This is a genomic window from Fibrella rubiginis (assembly GCF_017353185.1).
Lineage (GTDB): Bacteria > Bacteroidota > Bacteroidia > Cytophagales > Spirosomataceae > Fibrella > Fibrella rubiginis.
This window is the reverse complement of the sequence record NZ_JAFMYV010000001.1, coordinates 230,564-249,812: the sequence shown is the minus strand read 5'-3', so window position 1 is coordinate 249,812 and position 19,249 is coordinate 230,564. Positions and strand designations below refer to the sequence as shown.

General features: G+C 49.0%; 16 protein-coding genes. 7 read left to right on the top strand and 9 right to left on the bottom strand.

Translation table 11 applies throughout. From position 1 onward, the window contains the following. Positions 1–103: 103 nt before the first annotated feature. Complete coding sequence (locus tag J2I47_RS00960) at positions 104–1,228, top strand: sensor protein KdpD (protein WP_207362674.1); 1,125 nt, start codon at positions 104–106, stop codon at positions 1,226–1,228. A gap of 44 nt (positions 1,229–1,272) precedes the next feature. Then, a complete protein-coding gene (locus J2I47_RS00955) occupies positions 1,273–3,048 on the top strand; it encodes an ATP-binding protein (protein WP_207362673.1) in 1,776 nt (591 codons plus the stop codon). A 155-nt stretch (positions 3,049–3,203) separates the two neighbouring features. Here the strand turns inward: J2I47_RS00955 and J2I47_RS00950 are convergent, their stop codons facing one another. After that, the gene (locus J2I47_RS00950) at positions 3,204–7,145 is read right to left on the bottom strand and encodes a BACON domain-containing protein (RefSeq protein WP_207362672.1); all 3,942 of its coding nucleotides are present in this window, start codon (positions 7,143–7,145) and stop codon (positions 3,204–3,206) included. A 215-nt stretch (positions 7,146–7,360) separates the two neighbouring features. On the opposite strand from J2I47_RS00950, the gene J2I47_RS00945 reads away from it, so the two are divergent. Continuing rightward, a complete protein-coding gene (locus J2I47_RS00945; protein WP_229374197.1) occupies positions 7,361–7,552 on the top strand; it encodes an ATP-binding protein in 192 nt (63 codons plus the stop codon). A 49-nt stretch (positions 7,553–7,601) separates the two neighbouring features. Here J2I47_RS00945 and J2I47_RS00940 read toward each other — a convergent pair whose 3' ends face one another. Then, on the bottom strand, positions 7,602–8,885 hold the full coding sequence (locus J2I47_RS00940) for a beta-1,2-mannosidase (RefSeq protein WP_207362671.1): 1,284 nt from the start codon (positions 8,883–8,885) through the stop codon (positions 7,602–7,604). Further along, a complete protein-coding gene (locus tag J2I47_RS00935; RefSeq protein ID WP_207362670.1) occupies positions 8,827–9,900 on the bottom strand; it encodes a bifunctional heptose 7-phosphate kinase/heptose 1-phosphate adenyltransferase in 1,074 nt (357 codons plus the stop codon). Before J2I47_RS00935 ends, J2I47_RS00940 begins: the two co-directional genes overlap by 59 nt. A 394-nt stretch (positions 9,901–10,294) precedes the next feature. Between J2I47_RS00935 and J2I47_RS00930 the strand changes: the two genes are divergently transcribed. After that, positions 10,295–11,611, top strand: coding sequence for a PQQ-dependent sugar dehydrogenase (locus tag J2I47_RS00930; RefSeq protein WP_207362669.1), 1,317 nt, complete (start codon positions 10,295–10,297; stop codon positions 11,609–11,611). Between the two features lie 363 nt (positions 11,612–11,974). Here the strand turns inward: J2I47_RS00930 and J2I47_RS00925 are convergent, their stop codons facing one another. Next, positions 11,975–12,805 carry a DDE-type integrase/transposase/recombinase gene (locus J2I47_RS00925; protein WP_207362668.1) on the bottom strand — a complete coding sequence of 277 codons (831 nt, stop codon included), beginning with the start codon at positions 12,803–12,805 and terminating at the stop codon, positions 11,975–11,977. A 142-nt stretch (positions 12,806–12,947) separates the two neighbouring features. Here J2I47_RS00925 and J2I47_RS00920 point away from each other — a divergent pair, with 142 nt between their 5' ends. Continuing rightward, a complete protein-coding gene (locus J2I47_RS00920; RefSeq protein WP_207362667.1) occupies positions 12,948–14,168 on the top strand; it encodes an ImmA/IrrE family metallo-endopeptidase in 1,221 nt (406 codons plus the stop codon). Between the two features lies 1 nt (position 14,169). Beyond that, positions 14,170–14,766: a P63C domain-containing protein gene (locus tag J2I47_RS00915; protein ID WP_207362666.1), complete on the top strand. Its 597-nt coding sequence runs from the start codon at positions 14,170–14,172 to the stop codon at positions 14,764–14,766. Here the strand turns inward: J2I47_RS00915 and J2I47_RS00910 are convergent, their stop codons facing one another. Further along, positions 14,767–15,000: a hypothetical protein gene (locus J2I47_RS00910; RefSeq protein ID WP_207362665.1), complete on the bottom strand. Its 234-nt coding sequence runs from the start codon at positions 14,998–15,000 to the stop codon at positions 14,767–14,769. Positions 15,001–15,020: 20 nt separating this feature from the next. On the opposite strand from J2I47_RS00910, the gene J2I47_RS00905 reads away from it, so the two are divergent. Continuing rightward, positions 15,021–16,328 carry a hypothetical protein gene (locus tag J2I47_RS00905; protein WP_207362664.1) on the top strand — a complete coding sequence of 436 codons (1,308 nt, stop codon included), beginning with the start codon at positions 15,021–15,023 and terminating at the stop codon, positions 16,326–16,328. 128 nt (positions 16,329–16,456) lie between these two features. Here J2I47_RS00905 and J2I47_RS00900 read toward each other — a convergent pair whose 3' ends face one another. The 4 genes from J2I47_RS00900 to J2I47_RS00885 all read right to left on the bottom strand — a co-directional run bounded on the left by J2I47_RS00900 (position 16,457) and on the right by J2I47_RS00885 (position 18,158). Then, positions 16,457–16,807: a type II toxin-antitoxin system PemK/MazF family toxin gene (locus tag J2I47_RS00900; RefSeq protein WP_207362663.1), complete on the bottom strand. Its 351-nt coding sequence runs from the start codon at positions 16,805–16,807 to the stop codon at positions 16,457–16,459. Beyond that, on the bottom strand, positions 16,807–17,568 hold the full coding sequence (locus J2I47_RS00895; RefSeq protein WP_207362662.1) for a hypothetical protein: 762 nt from the start codon (positions 17,566–17,568) through the stop codon (positions 16,807–16,809). The genes J2I47_RS00900 and J2I47_RS00895 overlap by 1 nt, the downstream gene beginning before the upstream one ends. Positions 17,569–17,742: 174 nt before the next feature. Next, on the bottom strand, positions 17,743–17,907 hold the full coding sequence (locus J2I47_RS26940) for a hypothetical protein (RefSeq protein ID WP_207362661.1): 165 nt from the start codon (positions 17,905–17,907) through the stop codon (positions 17,743–17,745). Positions 17,908–17,912: 5 nt separating this feature from the next. Then, complete coding sequence (locus J2I47_RS00885) at positions 17,913–18,158, bottom strand: hypothetical protein (RefSeq protein WP_207362660.1); 246 nt, start codon at positions 18,156–18,158, stop codon at positions 17,913–17,915. Positions 18,159–19,249: the final 1,091 nt, after the last annotated feature.

The window sequence follows — 19,249 nt, the reverse complement described above, 5'->3', positions numbered from 1 at the left end:
CGGAGCTACACAGAGGTTTTTTCGAGCGTACACTCTTTTTCTCTGTGTAGCTCCGTGGACCTCCGGGTAACTCCGTGTTATAGCCCTGCCTTCTCTTATTCCCATGACACCCAACGACCAAAATGCCGACCGGTTTCTGTCCCTCATCCGTGAGTCGCGACGGGGAAAGTTTAAGGTGTATATCGGCATGAGTGCGGGCGTGGGGAAATCATACCGGATGTTGCAGGAAGCCCATAACCTGCTGCGCAACGGGGTCGACGTGACCATTGGGTTCATCGAAACCCATAAGCGGGCCGAAACGGAAGCACTGGTGGCAGGTTTGCCTATCATTCCCCGACGCACACTGTTTTACAAAGGACGGCAACTGGAGGAGATGGACGTGCAGGCCATTATCAACACCCACCCCGAACTGGTGATCGTGGATGAACTGGCCCACACGAACATTCCCGGTTCCAAAAATGAAAAACGCTGGCAGGACGTAATCGAGATCCTCGACGCAGGCATCAACGTCATCTCGGCAGTCAACATCCAGCATATCGAAAGCCTGTATGACGAAGTAAAAAAGATCACCAACATCGACGTTACCGAGCGGGTACCCGACCGTATTCTTCAACTCGCCGACGAGGTGGTCAACATCGACCTCACCGCCGACGAGCTGATTACGCGGTTGAAGGAAGGAAAAATTTACGACCCCACGAAGGTGCAGACCGCGCTGACTAATTTTTTTCAGGCCGATAAAATCTTGCAGTTGAGGGAGTTGTCATTGAAAGAGGTAGCCGGACAGGTGGAACGGAAAGTCGACCTGGCCCTGCCACAGGCAGGGCCGCCGCGCAATGAACGATTCATGGCCAGCATCAGCAGCAACGCCGACGTAGCCCGGCGCGTGATTCGGAAAACGGCCCGACTGGCCAGCTATTACAATTCGCGCTGGTTTGTGCTGTATGTGCAGCTCCCCAGCGAAAGCTCCGACCGCATCCGGCTCGACGTGCAGCGACATTTGATTAACAACCTGAAGTTAGCTACCGAACTGGGGGCTGAAGTGATCCAAACCAAAGGCGCCAACATCGTAGACTGTATCATGGAGGAAGTAGAAAAACGAAAAATAACTACCGTTTGCATCGGCAAACCACACCTCAACCTGATTCAGATTATTATCCGCACCAACGCCTTCAACCGTCTCCTCAACAAGCTTTCAGATTCGGATGTCGATTTAATTATTCTATCCTGATTACCGGAGCCGCACAGGTCGCCGCTGCGGTTGCTTTCCCTCCCATGACTATAAAATCGAAAATATCGTCGGCCTTGCTGTTCATGTTTGCCATCCTGATCACCGTTGGGGGGCTGGCAGCCTATTACCTCAATGAGCTTTCCCACGACTCACAGGCCATTCTGAAAGACAACTATGAGTCGCTCGAATATGCCAGCAACATGCAAAAAGCCCTGGCCGATTTGCGCGACCCCGACGCCATTGCCGACTTTGAGGCAAACCTGAAAAAAGAGGAAGCCAACATCACCGAGCCTGGCGAGCGCGGCGTGGTGGTGGCTATTCGGAAGGAGTTCAGCCGCCTTCGCACGGCACCCACCGACACCACTACAGCGGCCCGGCTACGGCAGCACTTATTTACGCTCGATGACATCAATCGACAGGCCACGTTCCGAAAAAACAACGTAGCCAAACAGACCGCTAAAGACGCCCTGTTATGGCTAGCCAGCGTAGGCACGCTCTGCTTCCTTATCCTGTTTTCGTTTATCGTTAGCTTCCCCGGCTACATCGCCAATCCCCTCCGCGAACTGACGCAGGGAATCCGGCAGGTGGCAAGCCGCAATTTCGAAGAGCGATTACACTTCCGGTCGAGCGACGAGTTTGGCGAACTGGCACGGTCGTTCAACAGCATGGCGCAAAAGCTGGACGAATATGAGCACTCGAATCTGGCCAGCGTATTATTTGAAAAACGGCGTATCGACACCCTCATTCAGATCATGAACGAAGGCATCATCGGCCTCGACGAAAACCGCCGCATCCTTTTTGCCAACCCCGTGGCCTGCCGACTGCTCGGCGTGAAAGACACGGATATTGTCGGAAAATACGCACCCGATGTAGCGACATCCAACGACCTCATGCGGACGCTGATTCAGGACGTAATGGCTAGCCAGACACCTACGCCGGAAAACTCAATGCTGAAGATATTCGACCCAAACCCGGCGGGGTCACCAGCGGGCAGTGGCAGTTCTGAAAACCGGGGCAAGGAAAGTTATTTTAACCGCCGTACCCACACCGTGGCCGTAACGCGCACGGGCGAAGAACAACCGCAACTGGCGGGCTATGTTATTGTGCTGGAGAATATTACATCTTACAAAGAGCTTGATCTAGCCAAAACCAACTTTATCGCTACGGTCTCACACGAGCTGAAAACACCGCTGTCGAGCATCAAAATGAGTCTCAAACTGCTTGACGATCAGCGAGTTGGCGAACTAAACACCGAACAACATCAACTCCTCGGCAACATCCGCGCCGACGCCGACCGGCTGCTGGGCCTCACCGGCGAACTGCTCAACATGGCGCAGGTAGAGTCGGGCCAGATCCAGCTCAATCTTCAGCCTGTGTCCCCCACCGAAATTGTCCGCTACGCCGCCGACGCCCTCCGAACGCAGGCTGACCAAAAGAACATTACGCTGAAGCTGAACCTGCCCCCCACCCTGCCAACCGTCATGGCCGACCCCGACAAGGCGTCGTGGGTGCTGATCAATTTCCTCTCCAATGCCCTGCGTCACAGTCCCTCTGACACCAGTATCGACATCAGCGTAGCGGTGCAGGAGAAGGCTGTTGAATTCCGGGTGCGCGACCACGGCGCGGGCATCCGTCCCGAGCACCGCAACCGGGTGTTCGACCGGTATTTCAAGGCCCCCGGCCGCAATGGACAAGCCAGCGGCACAGGACTAGGCCTCGCCATTTCCAGCGAATTCATCCAGAGCATGCACGGCCAAATCGGCCTCGACACCACCGTGACCGACGGAGCGGCGTTCTGGTTTACCCTGCCCGTGGTCTAGACTTCAGGGGTTGAGTTGCGGGTTCATACTTAATTAGCCTGTATTAGTAAAATGGAAGCAGGGATTTTGATAAGTAAACGACCTGTTATCTGATTGATTCAGCTTAAACTAAAGCGACGCCCGACTAGTCGGGCGTCGCTTTAGTTTAAGCTGAATCAATCAGATAACAGGTCGTTTACGACGGTGACTTTCACCTGCTTGGTGTAATTCACAGCCTTCTGCATGAACTCTGATTGGAACGAGGGGCCAGTCTGCCCATCCTGCCAGTTACTTCGCTTATACAGTTCTTTCAGCGAGACGGTCATATCTACCTGTGTGGCAGTAACGGGCTCGGTGTTGTTAAGCATGGGATAAATTTCCGCCATTACGTTGATGACGCGAACGAACGCCGCGTCGATATCAGCACGGTTGCTTCCTTTGCCGGGGTAGAGATAATTAGCCCAATCCACAACTGTAGCACCACCCTCGTACATACGCCGAATCCAGTTTTTGTGTTGGTCGAAGCTAAACTTCGCGTCCGTCCCTTCAATTTCGTCTTTGGCAAAATAACTGGGCTTACGATCCCGTAACGCAACAGCTACGCTCATTTGCACCTCGTATTCGGGCTGCGAGTTATTGCCGACGCCATCGCAACGCAAACGGGCCGGAACGCCCATCGTTCCACGCCCTGCCGCAATATTGTCGGCTACATTTCCGAACTCGGATTGAGTTTTGATCTTAGGCGATACTGCTTTAACCAGATCGTGCCACCAGTTAATATGATCGGCAAGCACCTGTTCGCGGTAGTTGGCCCACCGGCGTTCCAGCGGTGTTCTGGCTACCCACTGATCCCCACCTGCCTGAACGCGGGGCAGGACGGGAAGTTGCACGTCATTCCACACACTCCAACTGGTGCCAAATTTTTCTTTGGCTGAATCCAGACTACTGAATTCGGCCTGCAAACTGGTGATAAAACCTGTCCGCATCGACTCATTGTAGTCTGCTAGCACAGAAATACCTTCATTATTTTGTGAGTATTCCCCTTCTACGTTGCCCTCACCTGTTACGCTCACACCCATCAACCATTTAGCGTTTGGACTGTCGTTCCTGATGTGATTAAGTTGGGCCTGAATCCATCGACCAGTGCGTTGACGGGCTGTGGGATGGTTATAGGACAGCACTCTTCTTCCACTCTGGATCATTATCGCCCCGGTTTCATCTCGCATAGCCTGATCATCAGGGATATAATACGTGGCTGCATAATTATTTATCTCCGGCTTTAATTTATCCACCGCCGTGTTAAAGTTCAACAACAAGGGCCGTTGCAGGGCATTGGCGATGGCCAGCATCGATTCAACTAGTTTGAAGTCGTCACTGCCATCCACCTTTTCGCAGTACATCCACCTCACCGTTCCGGTGATGTAATTGGCGTGGGCTTGTGCCACACTTTTCTCCCAAATGTACTGTTCGTTAGGGTCAACGCCGCCCTGCGCGTTCAGGTCATTGTTGTAGGTGCGAATGCCAAACCAGCGTTTAGTCGTGAAGTTATAATCTACGAAAGGGTCATTTCCGCTACCTGACTGATTAATAATGATATTCTGGCTGGCCCCGTTGCCTCCAACTGTGAAGCTGGCACTGCGGGCCGCACTCGTGTTAGCCTGCACCGTTAGGGTGAAGCTGCCATTATTGTTGCCACTGGTGGGGCTAGCCGTAGCCCAGGCAGGCAAGCCACTCACTGTCCAGGCAACGTTGCTGGTTACCATTATAACTGTACTATTGCCACTGGCTGGGGCGCTTACACTGTTGGTGTTAACGGCTAAGCTGGCCGTAGAGCTGATTGGACAGGTCGTTTCAGTAAAACTAAAGCGGCGGTAGGGCTTGTCCCAGTCAGGGTCTGTCTGATTGGTTTCGTTACCGTAGAGTTGCAGTGGCGTGTTACCGCCTGCTCCTACGTGATCCCAGGTATTCTGGTTGACACCCCCGTATACCCGGTAGCCCCCGTTGTTGCTGGCCACCAGGTTCCAGCGGTACTTGTCGTCATTAGCATAGGGACCCACCAGCAGGGGATACCCGCTTTGTAAGGTGCTGACATACATCACTTGGGTGGCATTACCGCTCTGGGTGATAAAACGGTAGGCCGTGCCATCGCTTTGCGCTTTCCAGATCTGGTTGGCTTGTCCGCCCACGGGAGCCTGGTGCTGAACCGTATTGTCAGCCATGGCCTGGAGGGTATTGAGAGCACCGGGTTGAAGGTTAGTAATTACGTAGCAATTACCTGATGTGACACCACCAGCCTGCATGACAGTGATGAGTTGACTAACGCCGCCCCCGCCGACGATGAAGCTGGCATTGCGGCTCCCGCCTGTGTTGGCCTGCACCGTTAGGGCGAAGCTGCCGTTGTTGTTACCACTGGCGGGGGTAGCCGTAGCCCAGGCCGGCAAGCCGCTCACGCTCCAAGCTACGTTGCTATTTACCATTATGACTGTACTGGTGCCACCAGCCGGGGCACTCACGTTGTTTGTACTCACCACTAGGGAAGTCCCGATTGGACAAGTGGTGGCGGTGAAGGTGAAGCGACGATAAGGTCTGTCCCAGTCTGCATCGGCCGTGTTGGTGTTGGTGCCGTAGAGCTGTATGTCCACCCCACTGCCCCCACCAGCCTGATCCCAGGTGTTCTGGCTGCTGCCCCCATACACTCGATAGGTCCCCGCGTTGGCGGCGCTGGCAGCCAGACTCCACTGATGGCGATCATCGTTGGTATAGGCACCCACCTTCAGAGGGCTGCCGTTCTGGAGGTTGTCGACGTAGATCACTTGATCTTTGTTGCCACTCTGCACGGTCATCTTGTAGCTCCCCCCTGGTGCGCTTTCCAGTTTCCAGATCTGGCTGGCCAGGTTGGTGACCGGCAGTTGGCTTTGCACCAGGTTAGAGGCCATAGCCTGCAAAGTGTTCTCCGCCCGGTTGGTTTGCAGGTTTTTCACCACATAGCAACTGCCCGGGATAATGCCACCACTATCACAATCCTGATCGATACCTACAAAATTGGTAGGGCCTGGGTTGTTAGTGTGCCACATGGTGCCCGTGTTGCCGTCGAAGGCATTCTGCGGGCCATACATGGCTGTTTGGTTCTCGAAGGCGGGCGTATTTGAGTAAAAGGGTATGCCTGTAAGCCTGTCTGCGCCTGCATAGAATTCCAACTCTTGAATTTCACCGTAGCTATCGGGACCTGCCTGCCAACGCAGGTATCGATATGCTGTACTGTTGGTTAAATTCAGATCCCACCAACCCCCGCCGGCAGGTGCTGTGGTAATACTACCAAGGGTTGTCCAATTCTGATTGTCATTAGATCCCTGTACGCCTGAACCGGGCAATCGCTGTAGCCAACCATCATAACGGGCAAAGTAGCGCGCCTTGGTAACTGCTTTACAAGGACCCGTCAAGCTGTTGGTGATTGGCCTAGGCGTGACAGCGGGCTTGTTAGTTGTTGCCAGCCGGGCACTGGGTAGCACAGTACCATTTAAACAGACTGTGGCCTTCTCCACAAACAGGCTGTTGTTATCGGCCTGCCCCCCACCCCGCAGCACCCTGAAGCACATACTGACTGAAGTACGTTCAAAGAAACCCTGTAGTGTATACGTCGCGGTAGATTTGCCCCTCAGCGAGAGCTTCTCGCCAGCCAAGTCAGCAAAGCTCCCTCCCGTAGTAACAAACCCCGCCGGGGTAAGCACCTTAAGCCGGAATGCGGCGGCGTCGTCTGTGAAAAACATGAGCGAGGACGAGATGTCAAGCAATTCGGCCCGGATGGTCAGCTCGAGAGGCTCATTGACAGCTACAGTTGACTTGTTGCTGGCAATTGTAAAGCGAATAGGGTCATTAGCTGCCGTCGTTAACGGTTTAGCTTGAGCATCGAGTTTGCTTTTTACTAACTGGCTGGTGGGCCGTGGCCGAACGGGCCGGTCGGGCTCTTTGCTAGGTGCAGATCTGAGTAGTGTCGATGACTTGCCCGGCGGATTAATTCCTCCGGCATGAGCAACGAACATGGTATTGATACTAAACAGCAAAGTCACTATCAAGCCAATCCACGGCCTGATAGAAGCGCGGTAAACGTTGATAAGCATAACCCACATGTTTATTGGCCAAACCTTGTTGTTTGGTTGACCAATACTAGGGCAATGTAACCCGGTTGTGATTACCGTTGAATAAGCTCTTTTAAAGATTCAAATTCACATCTATTATTTATCTACTGAGCCAATATAATATAAGAAAAATTATATTATGTTTTCCCACAAATCAAATAGAAGCATTTTATGTAACTATTTGTAAATTAATCCACTTGAATGATCACAATGATGAATACCTAAATTGGGAATCTGGTATTGCTGTTTTCCGAAGTGTAGAGGCCAGCGGCACAGGACTAGGCCTCGCCATTTCCAGCGAATTCATCCAGAGCATGAACGGCCAGATCGGCCTCGACACCACCGTGACCGACGGAGCAGCGTTCTGGTTTACCCTGCCCGTAGCGTGAGGGGGTTTTGAAGTAGTTCCGTGCCCGAAAACAACGCAACCGTCATCGCTTATTCAGGCGATGAGGACTGGTCTATCAACTTGTCCAACCGACGAATCGACTGGATCATCGACCGGATGGTGTGGTAGTTAATTTTCCACGAATGGCTCATGTGTGTCCAGATAGGAACCCCCTGCCGGGTCATAAGCGGCCACCATTCGCCCACCCCATGATTAACCATCTTATCCAGCACGAAGCGGTGTACGTTTTCATAGGCCTTCCCATATTTTTCCTCGCTGAAAAGCCGGTAGGCATCTAAAAAACCGATGAGCACCTCGGCCTGCTGCCAGAACTCTTTTTCCCGGTCATATACCTGCCCGCTGTGTGACCCTTCCACGAAAACGCCGCCATATTCCCAGTCTACCCCGTAGTCGACTGCATGAGAAAAGGCTTTTTGCAGAGACGTACGGTACTTTTCGGGCTGAATGTCCAGTACATCGATCGCATGAAGCAGCAACCAGGCAAACTCCGCGTTATGTCCATAGCTGGTGTTGTCTTCGGCCTCCCGCTTCACGCCATCCTCGGTGAAGCGATCCCAGCCCCAGATTACGTCAAACTTGATCTGGGGGGCCACCCGCCAGTCGGCCCAGAATTGTGGTACGCCGGTGCCGTAGACAGGATGCATAATTTTCCCAACCAGCAGATCAATTACTTCCAGTAGTTTGCGGCGATGGATGGGCTGGCGGGTGCATTCGTAGAGAGTCGTGAAGGCCTCCATGAGGTGCATATGGGCATCGAGCGTTTTCCGGTCTCCCCCGGCGGCTCCGGGTCCTGTTAAGGTCCAGTCGCGCTCAAACATCTCGAAATAGCCACCATAGGTTGTATCCGAGGCGTATTTCTGGAGCAGATCAAACACCTTCTGAGCGTAGTCAACCCCACGCGGATCACCCGTGGCTAACGTGTATTCGCTCAGGCAGTAGATAGCAAAACTTTGACCATACACGATCTTCTGCCGGTTGAGCACATCGCCCCGGCGGTTGGTCATCCAGTAAAATCCACCGTAGTCGACATCCCACATCCGGTTTAGCAGATAATCTACCCCATGCCGGGCCAAATCGGCCAGTGCTCCCCCGCCGTAGCCGGCCCGATGAGCGGACGCATAGGTGTAGATGGAACGGGTCTGGGCGATGAGTGATTTTTCGTCTTCGCCCGAATCGTGCCCGTACTGGTCGAAATGCGTAATGAACCCCCCGTTTTCGTAGTCGGCAGTACGCGCCGTCCAGAAAGGCAGTAGCTCATTGGTTAAATGGATGTGCAGTTCCCGACGGCACCCCAGCAGCGTTTCGTTGGTCATAATTGATCGAGTTCGTAAGGGTTTGATGCAGCTGAAGAATTTCGGACTGGCTGGCCGTACCTGTCTGGTTTATTTTCTGAACCGTTACGGCCGCCGCCAGATTCGCAAGCTGTACAGCGTCTGCCGGGCTGACACCAGCCCCCAAACAAGCCGCCCAGGTTGCCACAACGGTGTCGCCGGCACCAACCGTATCCAGTTCGCCCCGTAGCGGCAGGCCATTCACCGCCTCTACCCCGTGGTCGTCGAGATAGAGCATACCCGCCTGACCACGCGTAATCAACAATGGGCCACCCGTTTGCTGGCGTAAGGCATTGCCGTGATAGACGCACCACGCAAAATCAGGCTCCCGGGGAGATTCGATAGCCAGGAATTTAGCTAATTCGGCGGTATTTACTTTCAGCAAAGCCCCCCGGATCAGCGGGCCAACATCCCGCATATCGGCCAGAAACCGAACGTTAGGAAAGCGGCTGATCAACGCATTGAGGGCTGCTACCCGGTTTTTATCGAGCAGTGGGTGGGCAAACTGCTGGTTGATGATCAAGACGTCGAGATCCCTAAGGGCCTGTTCCAGGTCGTCGATGACGGTAGAAAAAAAGGCATCAGACAGTGTATTGGCTGTGCCGAAATCGATCCGGCTCGCTTCCCGGCCATCCACTTCAGGCTTGGTGTAAACACAGGTATCCCACCCGGTTTCGAGGGTACGCAAATGCGCCGTATCGACCCCCAGCCTGGTGAGCAGTCCATGCATCTCCCGCCCAAACAGGTCATTTCCCAGGCAGCCTATTACCCGGCAATTCGACACGCCCAGGGCAACCAGGTTCTGAACAACGTTGCCAGCTGCCCCGAGTGACGCCCTGGGATGGCTCCCCCAGAACACGTCCCGGTTCGTTTCCAGGGATCGTTCGCCCGTCTGGGTTTGCAGGGTAAAATACAGATCGAGGGCAAAGTCACCGACAACACCCACATTCAGGGTCGAGAATCGCCGGAAAATGACACTGATATCAGACGCTGTCATTAAGTCAGGTATATCTTATATTTTCATGTTAACTAGTTCGACTGCTGCTAAACACAGCAACCGCCTGCCGGTCGATGTTCATCAGAGAGCGGCCTGGCCCTGAAAGTTCAGTCACCCTGTAAGATACCCTTGGCTTTCATCGACGAGAGCAGCGGACCCAGCGTTGGGTCACTGGCTGATCGGGTGCCCGACACGGTTTTCCCAGTTCACTCAGGTCTGACATCGTTGGACTAAATGCCAATCGGGCTTAACTCTACCGCTATGGTAGTTGTCGGAATATGCTGTCTAAGGCCAGCCATGAGTAATCGGCCGGAAATGCAGGCAGGTAAGTAGGACTTATATGTCGTCTTTGCTAGAAAATCAGAGTCCTGTTTAGAGGAATCACTGCCTTTCTATGAACAAAACCTTATTCTCGTTTTCCTGCCTCATTACTGGCCTGCTGGTGGTCAACAGCCTACAGACAGATGCCAGCTCTGCACCTCCCAAAAAAACGGCGGCCACTGTCAGGCCGATTAAATCAGCGGATGTAAAGCTTCCGGCGGGTTTTTCGGCGTCTATCGTCGCAGAAGACCTGGGGTCTCCCCGGCATGTTGTTGTTAGCAAAACCGGTGATATCTACGTGAAATTGGCCAAGCTAAAAGATGGTAAAGGAATTTATCGCCTGCGTGACACCAATAAAGATGGCGTGGTTGATGAGCAGGTCGGATTCGCCGATTACCCTGGCACTGGCATTCTCATCAAAGACGGCTATTTGTACGCCTCGTCAAATAACAGCATCTACCGCTATAAGCTGACGGATAATCAGGAGGTGATCAATCCAGAGAAACCTGAAAAGCTCGTATCGGGCTTACGCGAAAAAGATCGGGATAAGTCGAAGTCGATAGCCGTTGATAATCAGGGCAATATTTACGTCAACATAGCGTCGGATAATGACCGCTGTCGCGAACCCGGCACCGGAAAAGGGATTATGCCGTGTTCGTTGCTGGATTCGGCAGCTGGCATCTGGCGTTTCAAAGCCAACGTGCTCGATCAATCTTTTGCCAGCGGTGTTCGCTATGCTACCGGCCTGAAAAACGTAGTTGGGCTGGACTGGAACACGAAGACAAACTCGCTGTTTGTCATGCAGCATGGCCGGGGTGCCTTCGATGATTTCTATCCGCAGTACTATACGCCCAAGCAAAGCGCCGAACTCCCCGCCGAAACTATGTACGAACTACACCAGGGCGACGATGCCGGTTGGCCGTACGTATATTACGACCAATTCCAGAAAAAGAAAATTATGGCACCGGAGTACGGTGGGGATGGCAAGAAAACAGGTGCTGCTAAGACGATTGATCCGATAGCCGCTTTCCCGGCGCACATGGGCCCTAACGCCCTTCTGTTTTACACGGGCACAGCCTTTCCCGAGCGCTATCGGAATGGCGCCTTCATTGCCTTCCATGGTCAATCGCAGGAGCTTCACAAAGGCTACCTGATTGGATTTGTTCCTTTCAAGAATGGCAAACCGTCGGGCCCCTGGGAAATCTTTGCCGATAATTTTGCCGGTACGGATCTGGTAAAACCCACTGGCCCTGTACAGCATCGTCCCTGTGGCCTGGCTCAGGGGCCAGACGGTTCGTTGTACGTAACGGATGATTTGAACGGTACGCTTTTTAGAATCAGCTACCAGGGGTCGGCATCAACCAAAAAAGCAACGCCCTCGCAAAAGTAGCGAGACGCTCGCTTACGTCTCGCTACCTGCGAATGTGAAGCAGCCGGCCATGCCACCAGGGCGGATACGCTGGTATTGATGCACAGCTTGTAGCTATATAGTACGCTGAAAGGCCGTTGAACAGGAGTGGGTCCTTGCACCTGCCAGAAATAAAAAAACGCTCCTAGCAATGTGCTAGGAGCGTTTTTTTATTTCTGGCGGTCCGGACGGGACAGGATAACAATTTTGATTATCAGCTAGTTACAAGGCTTTTCTAGCGCGGGTAGCAAATCGGTAGCAAAATGCTGGAGATACATTAACTTTGACTCAAAGCTATCAGAGCCTTCACTTCATTGTTTACTCCAGTAGTGTCTTAGTTTGAATTTAATCAGTCAGTTCGACAAGTTGCTGAATGCTCATTGGCCGGTCAGCTAATTTAGCTTCCATTGCCGGGGTTACGCGCAAGGTCTTATGCACTTTGCAGAAGTTGTAGTAGACGAAGTGCAAGGCAATGGCATGGCAATGGCTCTCAATTTTTTTGGAAAAGCCGTTGGTAAAACGCGTAAACCGGCGCATATGCATACGCATGGTCAGATTCTGACGCTCCACGAACGAGGTAGAAATGTGCTTTTCGTCGGGACGACCTTCAATGATTACTTTCTTGGTGCCAGTAAACTCAGCCGAACTATACCACTTTTCATTACCCGTACCCTCTGGTGAGCCGTATATCTTCACCAGTTGGGCAAAGTATACCTCACCGTCAAACGCAGTGTCAACTGCCTTTAGATGAGGCTTATGACCGTCCGTAGTGAGTTGAATACGATTAGCAACACGGCTCTTCACGTCCTGCATAAAGTCAAGGGCTGATTCGGCATCCCGATTGCCCACGTACCAGCTTATAATCAGCTTCGCGTCAGCATCTAAGCCTGTCCATGTCCAGACGTCCCCCGCGCCTTCTGGTGCGGCTGTTGCCTCTTCTACGTTCTTCGCTTTAGCATAGACGAAGCTCCATATCTCATCACATTGTACGCGCTGACTGGTGACGTTGATTACCGTATCGTCGTGAAACTGCTGACAAGCTGCCCCAACGTCTACCAATAGCTTCGTAACCGTATTGATCGACACGTCAGCAATCTGTGACGTTGCCCGTAGGCTGGTGCCCTCTACTAAGAGTTGAATGATCTGGGAGCGTTTGGCAATGGGTAGCTTGTTCATATGTTAAAGATAATAATTAATGCTTTATCAGTCAAGCATAAATTCATTATGATTTGTATTTTTACAAATATTTCTTCAAAAGTATTGCTAATTGCCAAAAAACGCGTAATTTTGATTTGTAATTTTACAAACAAACACGGTCATGCTAGATAATACAGATTTGTTCCACGATGAAGACCGGCTATTTTTGGGCAATATCTTTGGTAAAAGCGAAGGCCCGATAAGGCAGCACTTTGAGAAGAGGCTAGCTGAGTTGGGTATCAATCAAACTACAGCTCTTTCAATTTTAGATATTGAAAGTAGAACTTTAACGGGAATCCTTGACGGGACACAAAAACGATTAGATTTTTTAGCACTTCTTAAATTTGCGCACTTCCTAAATTTATCGCCTGAACACGTTGTCAGTTTGTTATTCAAAAAACTTCAAACAGGTTTTAAAGATGAATTGGAAGAATACAAGGTTAGGGAGTTTATTGTCAATAATTTTGACTTAAATACTCTGCATAAAATTGGTTTCCTCGATAGTACAACAGACTTCAAACACATAAATGAAAGGCTCATTTCCTATTTTGGCTATAAATCAATTTTTGAGTATGAGAGTGAAAAGTTTGATAGCGCGTTAAGTAGTAGTACTAAACGTAAACCAAAAGATAAGTTAACTAAAAACTTTTGGTTAAAGTCAGCTAGAAAAAATGCCTCAAAGATTAACAATTACTTTGAATACGACAGAGGGAAACTTTTCGAATATATACCTAAGTTAAGATGGCATTCTATGAATGAAGAGAAGGGTCTTTATCAAGCAATAAGAGACCTTTTTAAACTTGGAGTAACAGTAATATTTGAGCCATACATTGACGGCATGTATGTAAGGGGTGCAACATTTGCAGTTAACGATAAGCCTGCAATCGCGTTGACCAATTATACGAATTATTATCCTTCATTGTGGTTTGCACTTATGCACGAAATACACCATGTGCTGTACGATTGGGAACTAATACAATTAGAATCGTATCACGTTTCAGGCGCTCTCGATCTATTTTCCAAAGAAGAGGTAGATGCTGATGACTTTGCCCGTAGTTGCTTGGTTCCAATAGAAATGATGAAGGACGTCGTACCATACATAGGCAATTCAACCTTTGTGAGGGAGTTTGCAAAGGCGAACTACATTCATCCTAGTATAATTTATATTTTTTATTGCTGGGATAACCAAGATAAAGATAAGAAGGTGTGGGGAAGATTTAATGAGTTTATCCCTAACGTGAGCAAAGCTATTAGTGCTTTGAACGGAAATCCGTGGCAAAAACGAAGGTCTATAAAAGAAATCACACAACAACGTCAAGAAGAGGTTTTTAACGGTTTGTAATATGTCAAAGACAAAAAAGACAACTAACCTCAATGAGGTTAAGAAGCCAAAAGTAAAAAAACTGAGCCCTGAAGAAGAAAAGCGTCAGCTTTATTCTAACATTAAAAACTTTGTTGACGTACAGGGAACGGACGAGGCACTCGACAGAAAAAACGAAAAGTTTAGTCTATCAGAATATAGACGTCGTAACAAGAATAGTAGCAACCCCATGATAGGGGAAGCAAAACCCCATGTTGTTACTTTCCCCCGACCGTTTTATACAGAACTTCTTAGGTTGTTAGGTTTACCTTATGATGAAGAAAGTCTCAAAAGAAAACCGAAAATTTTAGCAAGGATAACGAATGAAATTATTTATCTGCGTTTCCCAAAAGGCACGCTCAAAGAATTACAAAACAGGAATCCCATAACTACCGAAGGATACCGACTACTTAAACACTTTCAACTCCTTACCGATTTGGGCGAAGCACACTTAAAGCAATTTATTGACGGTGTAATTGAAGAAGCAAAAGACTGTGTTACTTACTCACAACTTTACAATCGCTTGCGCAAAAAAGCAGGTGATTCGTGGCAACTGAATTTGTTTGAGGAGTACAATTAATCAATCTCTCTTCCACCGTTTCGCCGCCGCCCTCTGTGCAATCTCTTTGCGCTGTTCCGGTGTGAGGCTGCTTGCCCTTGCCTTACCACCTTTCAGCCCACCTAAGCGGCCCAGCGCAACAGCAGCGGGGTTCTTGGTGTTTTCGGGTTGATCGTTGGATTCTTCGCCTGTTGCAATGTCAGCAATCAGCTTTGCAAGCTGGTTTACGTCTCTGGGTCTGTCTTTATTAGCCATGCACCAAAGATACAAACCTGTTGCTTATCCGGTCAAGCATTAAAATTCAAACTGAGACACTACCTTTACTCCCTTCATCTGATATAAATAAATCAATGGTCATATCAAACGGGTCTAACCGCCCTAGAGGCTGGTTTGAGTTTTCTGAGGAACGGTTTGAACGTTTGAAACAGGAGATAAAGAAGCAACCCAAAGACTACATTTTAAATGTGAACGAGGCAGAGTATCAGAAGCACCTCTTAAGTGCATTTAGCTTTGAGCCACTTCAACTTTTTGAAGAGTCGCTGGATATCCAACCGCCCAGACAGCGGGAAAGAAAATTAGACGAAAATGAACGCAGGCGATATAGCCCTTACTATTGGGAATGTAATATCGCGTGTCTTGTAGAAGGATCAGCCGAACTATGGGGTATAATGCCGACAATTTACAGCATTGGTGGACGCCCTAAATTTGCCGTTTCGGGGAGTAAAATTACTTTTCAATTCAATATCCAATCCCAAGATCCAGATGAGTTTAATCAAGAGAAAAATAGTGCATTGCGTTCATTAAGGGAACATGTTCAAGCAATTAACAATAACGCATCTACATTTAATGCTCAATTGCCTGCTTTTATAAGTCGTCAATTCGCTGAGGTCAAGGAAGCTTATATACAAGAGAACAGTTTTTTCACTGCCATCAATGTAACAAAAAACCCGGACGCTCCTAAAACATACAACGTCCCTAAAATAGAGAAGAGGCCAGCGATTCAAAAGCCAACTGTTACTGCTAAGACATGTGTCCCTCAGCCAACCGTCGATAACAAAACATACCGGGACATTATTGACTGCTTGACTCGTTTTGGTTTATCTGCTGAGCGTAAACCATCGTTATATGTTGGGAAAGACGAAGAAGCACTACGAGACCTTTTTTTGATGCAATTAGAGGTGTCATTTGATGGAGGGAGCGTTACGGGAGAAACCTTCAACCGTAGTGGTAAAACAGATATTTTGCTCAAGAATAACGACGGTACGAATTTGTTCGTTGGAGAGTGTAAAGTCTGGAAAGGGCCGAAGCACTATCTCGAAGCTTTAACTCAGTTGTTAGAATATTTAACCTGGGACGACTCTAAAACAGCGTTAATTATTTTTGTCAAGGGACCTAATTTATCAGCTATCCTTCAGGCAGTTAATCAGGTAACACTAACTCATCCAGCAGCTGTTAGCTTCGTTGGTACTCGTAAGGAAAGATTTCTTCAGTTCATATTTAAGTTACCGCAGGACGACCAAAAGCATATCGCGGTTGAAGTAATGCTGTTTCATTTCGATAAAATGGCAGAAGGAAGAGGATAATACGATTGTACACTTTCTATGTTGCGCAGAAAGATGTACTTAGCACGTGTCTGCTTATATAGTTTGCACTTCGATCTTAATATAACCTCAAAGGTTTTTGAGCAACATACTGACTTTTATTGAGTAAACTAAAGTTCGAGAATATCAATCAGGACTGCTTGAACCTTTAACACGTCTATATCTGGTAATTTTCCCCGTTTGCCTACAATTCGGTCAAACGAAATAGTTCTAATTTGGTGACACAAGGCGTAGCTGTCGGCTGTGAGCCCAGCGGTTTTCTTTATAATTTTTACAGTTGTAAATAGACTGTATTTAGGCTCTTTGGTTGTGAGTGGAACAACAACCGCTAGATTCAAGTTGTCGAACGACTTTATAATTACACAAGGTCTTTCTAAGCCTTGTTCGTGACCTTTGACTTCCTCTGGAGGATTTCCAAGATTCACATTGATAATTTGTCCCTTAGTAAAGCTTTGACCCATCAATTAGCAAAGTTTAAGGCAAATTCATCTAAACCCGAATCGGCCAGTTCCTTCTGCTCATCTATAAAATCAGAATCAAGGGATATAGTTGGGATGGGGTTTCTGATTGACCGTGGTTTCAAAAGACCAAGTTCAGTCGCTATAGCAACATAGTTTTGAGCTGCATCGGCTATTAGAAAGGCTAGCTCGTTGATAGTACTATCAGCTACGCTTGCCTTTTCGTCATTAATAATATCTGCGGCAAAAAGACCAAATTCAATATGCAATGAGGCATTTGTGAAATCCACAATTTTCTGACCGGTCCTATCGTCAATGCTGGCCAGAGCTATCGAAGTGACAAATTGTGAGTAGGTTATATCCGGTGTGATTGGCAAAGGTGTGCCATCTGATACCCCATTCTCAGCTAAAGATTCAGCAACACGTTGATTACATCTCAGTGCAAACAGAATATTATCGAACAAAAACTCAAGTCTCTTGCTCGACTTCAGTTCTTCCATCCTTGAAATGTTACCCTCAAACATATCTGACAGCGTGAGGCTCCTGTTGGCTGCAAACCATATGAGTGCTTTAACGCGTAGGTTGAAAACTTGACCAAGCATCATGACCGACTGGGGGCGAATCTTCCGTTTAGACCGCACCAATGCACTTATCTCGGAGGTCAATCGGTCCAGATCACTTTTCAACTGAGCGTCCGACTGAGCAGACGGGTAATGCCTCAACTGAAAACAGATTCCATCATAATTTTTTGCCAGTGCTGTCATTTGAGTGTGATTATGCTGTACAATACTACAACAAAGCAACAGCAAATTTAGCTCACTACCACGCTGTAGACCAGCAGGGGACTACGTACACCGAATAACGACAAGCTAGTAGGTGTGTAGGAATCGAGTCTACTCGGCCCAAAGGCAACGGTGGTATAGACCATTCCGGCTCTCTTACTCCGGCGCACACCCGATTGTGGGAGCCAACACATCGGCCCATGACCTATCCGATGTAAGTTGAATGAACAGATAATCACCGGTCTTATTCACCCGGCTACCCGATATGATCAGGGCAGGACGAACCTTGAATTTCGTACCGTCGCTGAAGGGAAAGTTCACAAAAACTATATCGCCTTTTTAGTACATAGCTCCTGGTAATACGCGTCCCAAACCTCATCTTCCGGGCTGTTCCAAGCTTGGGCCAAGCTGGCTTCGCTAGCCAGCGTAACAGGATCGACACGGGCGCGGGTGCGGCGAGGCGTCGTAGATGGCTGAATCGAAACGGCCATCACGCCGCTTTGTTCAGCCAGTGCTTTAGCCATCGTCTTGGCCCTGTGTAAGCTGGTTACTTTGATAATTAGCGTCTCCATGTGATAAATATAGCTAATCTCATCCCCTGATTCATGGTGAATCGGCCAACCATGTCGCTTTTTCAGTGCTGGTTTACTAGGTGATGGTGCCCGCTCAAGCTAACAACAAATAAGCATCAATCACAGCTACGGAGAAGGGCATACGTTGGTCATCAATAACAGCAAATAGATCCAAAATAGTACGTTTGTGGTTAGTATAGGCGGATAATCGAGCTGTATTCAGGCTGGAAAACGGCAGAATAGCCAAAAAACGGCCAAATAATAGACCGAAGAAGGGAAATAATAGCCAATAATCGAAAATAATACTGAGTGATTATACTCATTTAAGGTAAATAATATTGTAATAATCGAAAAGAATACGTCAAGAACACCCAAAGAATACAACCCAAAGACGGCCAAAATTTGACCCACGTTACCACTAAATTGCCAACACGGCTGCACAGACTTATGCTCAAAACGAAGTTGGTTCAGAAAGTAATCAGCGCACCGAAACGGCGCAGAAACTCCAGGCTTAATCCAGATGCCAAACAAGGTCGGTTTCGTTATGAAGGCGTTTGGTATGGCTACAACGAGGAGGGCCAACTGGAGAAATTATCCCAGTAACTTGTTGACAAACTGCTTTCTTAACAGGCTCATAAAGGGTAATTCGTTACTGAATTATTTCCCGATTCACACCCAACCTATTGCTCTGCAATTCAGTGTGAGATAAAGATGTAACTTCTAACAATAATCCCCACTTTCAGAAAAAGCGGGGATTGATAGTAATAGATCACTTCAGGCAAATGCTGGTCGATGGTAATATACATACCATCGGTCTTTAGTCGGAGCAGCCACCTGTACCGGATGACAATCCCGGCTCCGGCCTGATCACGCCAGGTCTTGTGCTACTGGAAGGGCTTGAAGCCACCATTGCCCAATAACCTTTGGTCTGATAAACACCTAAACTCAACAAACCTTTATCGGTTGATGCCGAGCTTGTCCAATATCATCTCTGGCGGTAGGTCAAGGTAAGCGGCATATGTGTGCAGCGGAATACCCGGATGCCTTTTTTTGTCGATGCCGAATAAATCGCATAAATACCGGTGATCTTT

What these genes read in the sequence shown, in the direction of transcription:
- J2I47_RS00960 (WP_207362674.1), top strand. Translation starts at nt 104, where the DNA reads ATGACACCCAACGACCAAAATGCCGACCGGTTTCTGTCCCTCATCCGT.
- J2I47_RS00955 (WP_207362673.1), top strand. Translation starts at nt 1,273, where the DNA reads ATGACTATAAAATCGAAAATATCGTCGGCCTTGCTGTTCATGTTTGCC.
- J2I47_RS00950 (WP_207362672.1), bottom strand. Translation starts at nt 7,145, where the DNA reads ATGCTTATCAACGTTTACCGCGCTTCTATCAGGCCGTGGATTGGCTTG.
- J2I47_RS00940 (WP_207362671.1), bottom strand. Translation starts at nt 8,885, where the DNA reads ATGACCAACGAAACGCTGCTGGGGTGCCGTCGGGAACTGCACATCCAT.
- J2I47_RS00935 (WP_207362670.1), bottom strand. Translation starts at nt 9,900, where the DNA reads ATGACAGCGTCTGATATCAGTGTCATTTTCCGGCGATTCTCGACCCTG.
- J2I47_RS00930 (WP_207362669.1), top strand. Translation starts at nt 10,295, where the DNA reads ATGAACAAAACCTTATTCTCGTTTTCCTGCCTCATTACTGGCCTGCTG.
- J2I47_RS00925 (WP_207362668.1), bottom strand. Translation starts at nt 12,805, where the DNA reads ATGAACAAGCTACCCATTGCCAAACGCTCCCAGATCATTCAACTCTTA.
- J2I47_RS00920 (WP_207362667.1), top strand. Translation starts at nt 12,948, where the DNA reads ATGCTAGATAATACAGATTTGTTCCACGATGAAGACCGGCTATTTTTG.
- J2I47_RS00915 (WP_207362666.1), top strand. Translation starts at nt 14,170, where the DNA reads ATGTCAAAGACAAAAAAGACAACTAACCTCAATGAGGTTAAGAAGCCA.
- J2I47_RS00910 (WP_207362665.1), bottom strand. Translation starts at nt 15,000, where the DNA reads ATGGCTAATAAAGACAGACCCAGAGACGTAAACCAGCTTGCAAAGCTG.
- J2I47_RS00900 (WP_207362663.1), bottom strand. Translation starts at nt 16,807, where the DNA reads ATGGGTCAAAGCTTTACTAAGGGACAAATTATCAATGTGAATCTTGGA.
- J2I47_RS00895 (WP_207362662.1), bottom strand. Translation starts at nt 17,568, where the DNA reads ATGACAGCACTGGCAAAAAATTATGATGGAATCTGTTTTCAGTTGAGG.
- J2I47_RS00885 (WP_207362660.1), bottom strand. Translation starts at nt 18,158, where the DNA reads ATGGAGACGCTAATTATCAAAGTAACCAGCTTACACAGGGCCAAGACG.